General features: G+C 69.7%; 2 protein-coding genes. Both read right to left on the bottom strand.

Features of this window, described 5'->3' with window-relative positions; genetic code table 11:
- Positions 1-521 precede the first annotated feature (521 nt).
- Entirely contained in the window at positions 522-779 is a 258-nt protein-coding gene (locus E1285_RS45005) for a hypothetical protein (RefSeq protein ID WP_132161023.1), read from the bottom strand.
- 220 nt (positions 780-999) lie between these two features.
- Positions 1,000-1,338, bottom strand: coding sequence for a hypothetical protein (locus E1285_RS45000; protein ID WP_132161022.1), 339 nt, complete (start codon positions 1,336-1,338; stop codon positions 1,000-1,002).
- Positions 1,339-1,591: the final 253 nt, after the last annotated feature.

Below are 1,591 nucleotides of genomic sequence, written 5' to 3'. Positions count from 1 at the left end.
CGACTCTCGCCGACCGGGAACGATCACGATCAAGCGGGGAGATATCTGGCCGTCCACGGGGAACTTCCTGGCCATCAGTGAGGCGGTATCTGGCCGCCTACGGGGAGCTTGTCACGGCCGCTGTCACTGGTGGCGCGCTCTGGTCCGTCCCGACGTGGGTGGCACGAGTCGGATCAGGCTTTGTCGGAGCCTTCGAACCGCTGAGCTGGAGAACAGCGGTGGTGCCAAGGACGGCAAGCACACCGGTGACCACGGGCGCCTTCCAACGCCGCTCCCGGCGACGACGATGACGATGCCGGGTACCGACGCGCCATGGCTCATCGGGCTCTCGGGGCGCACGTGAACGCGGCGCGGAGGACATGCCATCGACCATCCCCCTTGACTACTAAGAGCAATTGGATCAACACAAGCTGACTGGCCGAGGTGGTGGTGAGCCATACAAGGGACCTCCACGCCACACTGCGAAACGGTGGCGTCATTGGCTTGGGTGCGGCGTGGTTGGACGTGCGGGTTCCGACTTCTTATCCGGGGTGGGGGCGCTGCCTGCGGCCAGGAGGGCGGTTAGTGCCGCGGTGGCGGTGAGGACGGTGAGGACGGTGAACAAGGCAGGGGTAGCCGCCGAGGATGCTGGCGAAGGGGGCGGTGGCGGCGGCGATGGTGACGGGGGCGGCGAGGATTCCGGAGAGTGCGCCGTAGGCGGTGGTGCCCCAGCGCTCGGAGACGGCGGTGGCCTGCAGGAGGGTCGCGATGCCGCGGGTGGTTCCGGCGAGGACGGCCACGGCGGTGAGCAGGCGACGGGGCCGGGGAGGACGGACAAGGCCAGGGTGGTGGCTGCGGAGAGGCCGAGGACCCACACGGTGCGGGCACGGACGCTGGTGTTGCGGGTCAGCATGCCGTAGCAGAGGCGTCCGGCGACCTGCCCGACGCCGCCGAGGCCCAGCGCACAGGCCGCGGTGGTCGCGGTGGCGCCGCGCGATGTCAGCAGGGGGATGAGGTTGATCATGACCGCGTACATCGCGAAGGCGGACAGGGGAGCGCGACGGTGAGCAAGAGGAAAGGGCTCGCTCGTGGCGCGCGACGGCCGCGATGTTGTCGGAGGATGCGTTGCCGCCCTGCGTGGCGTGAGTACCGGCGGGGCCAGTGGCGGCGCAGGGCGATCGCGTGGAGCGGGATGGTGACGGCGGCGTGGATCGCGGCGAGGACCAGATAGGTGCCGCGCCAGGTGAGGTGGGGGGCCAGCGCGTCGGTGAGGGGCGCGAAGACGGTGCTGGCCAGGCCAGCGACGATGGTGAGGGCGGTCAGTGCGGGGGTCGAGGCGATGTCGAGATCGCCGTGCAAAGGCGACGATGGTGCTGCCGGGACGTCCCTGGGTGGGCATGATGCTCGCGGCGGCCTGCGGGCGCGGGGACGGTTTTACGGCGGTGAGTCTTGTGTGGCCTGCGTACCAGGTGGCTGCGGTGGTGGGCGTGTTGTTGGTCCTGGCGGTCTCCGATCGCGGGGGGTGGGATGGTTCCGGCGGTGTCACTGGTGTCCGCGGGTCATCGCGGTGTTGCCGGTTCGTGTAGTCGTCTGCGCTCTGGTTCCCAGGTGC

Source organism: Actinomadura sp. 7K507 (assembly GCF_004348425.1).
Lineage (GTDB): Bacteria > Actinomycetota > Actinomycetes > Streptosporangiales > Streptosporangiaceae > Spirillospora.
This window is presented reverse-complemented; position numbering and strand designations above follow the sequence as displayed.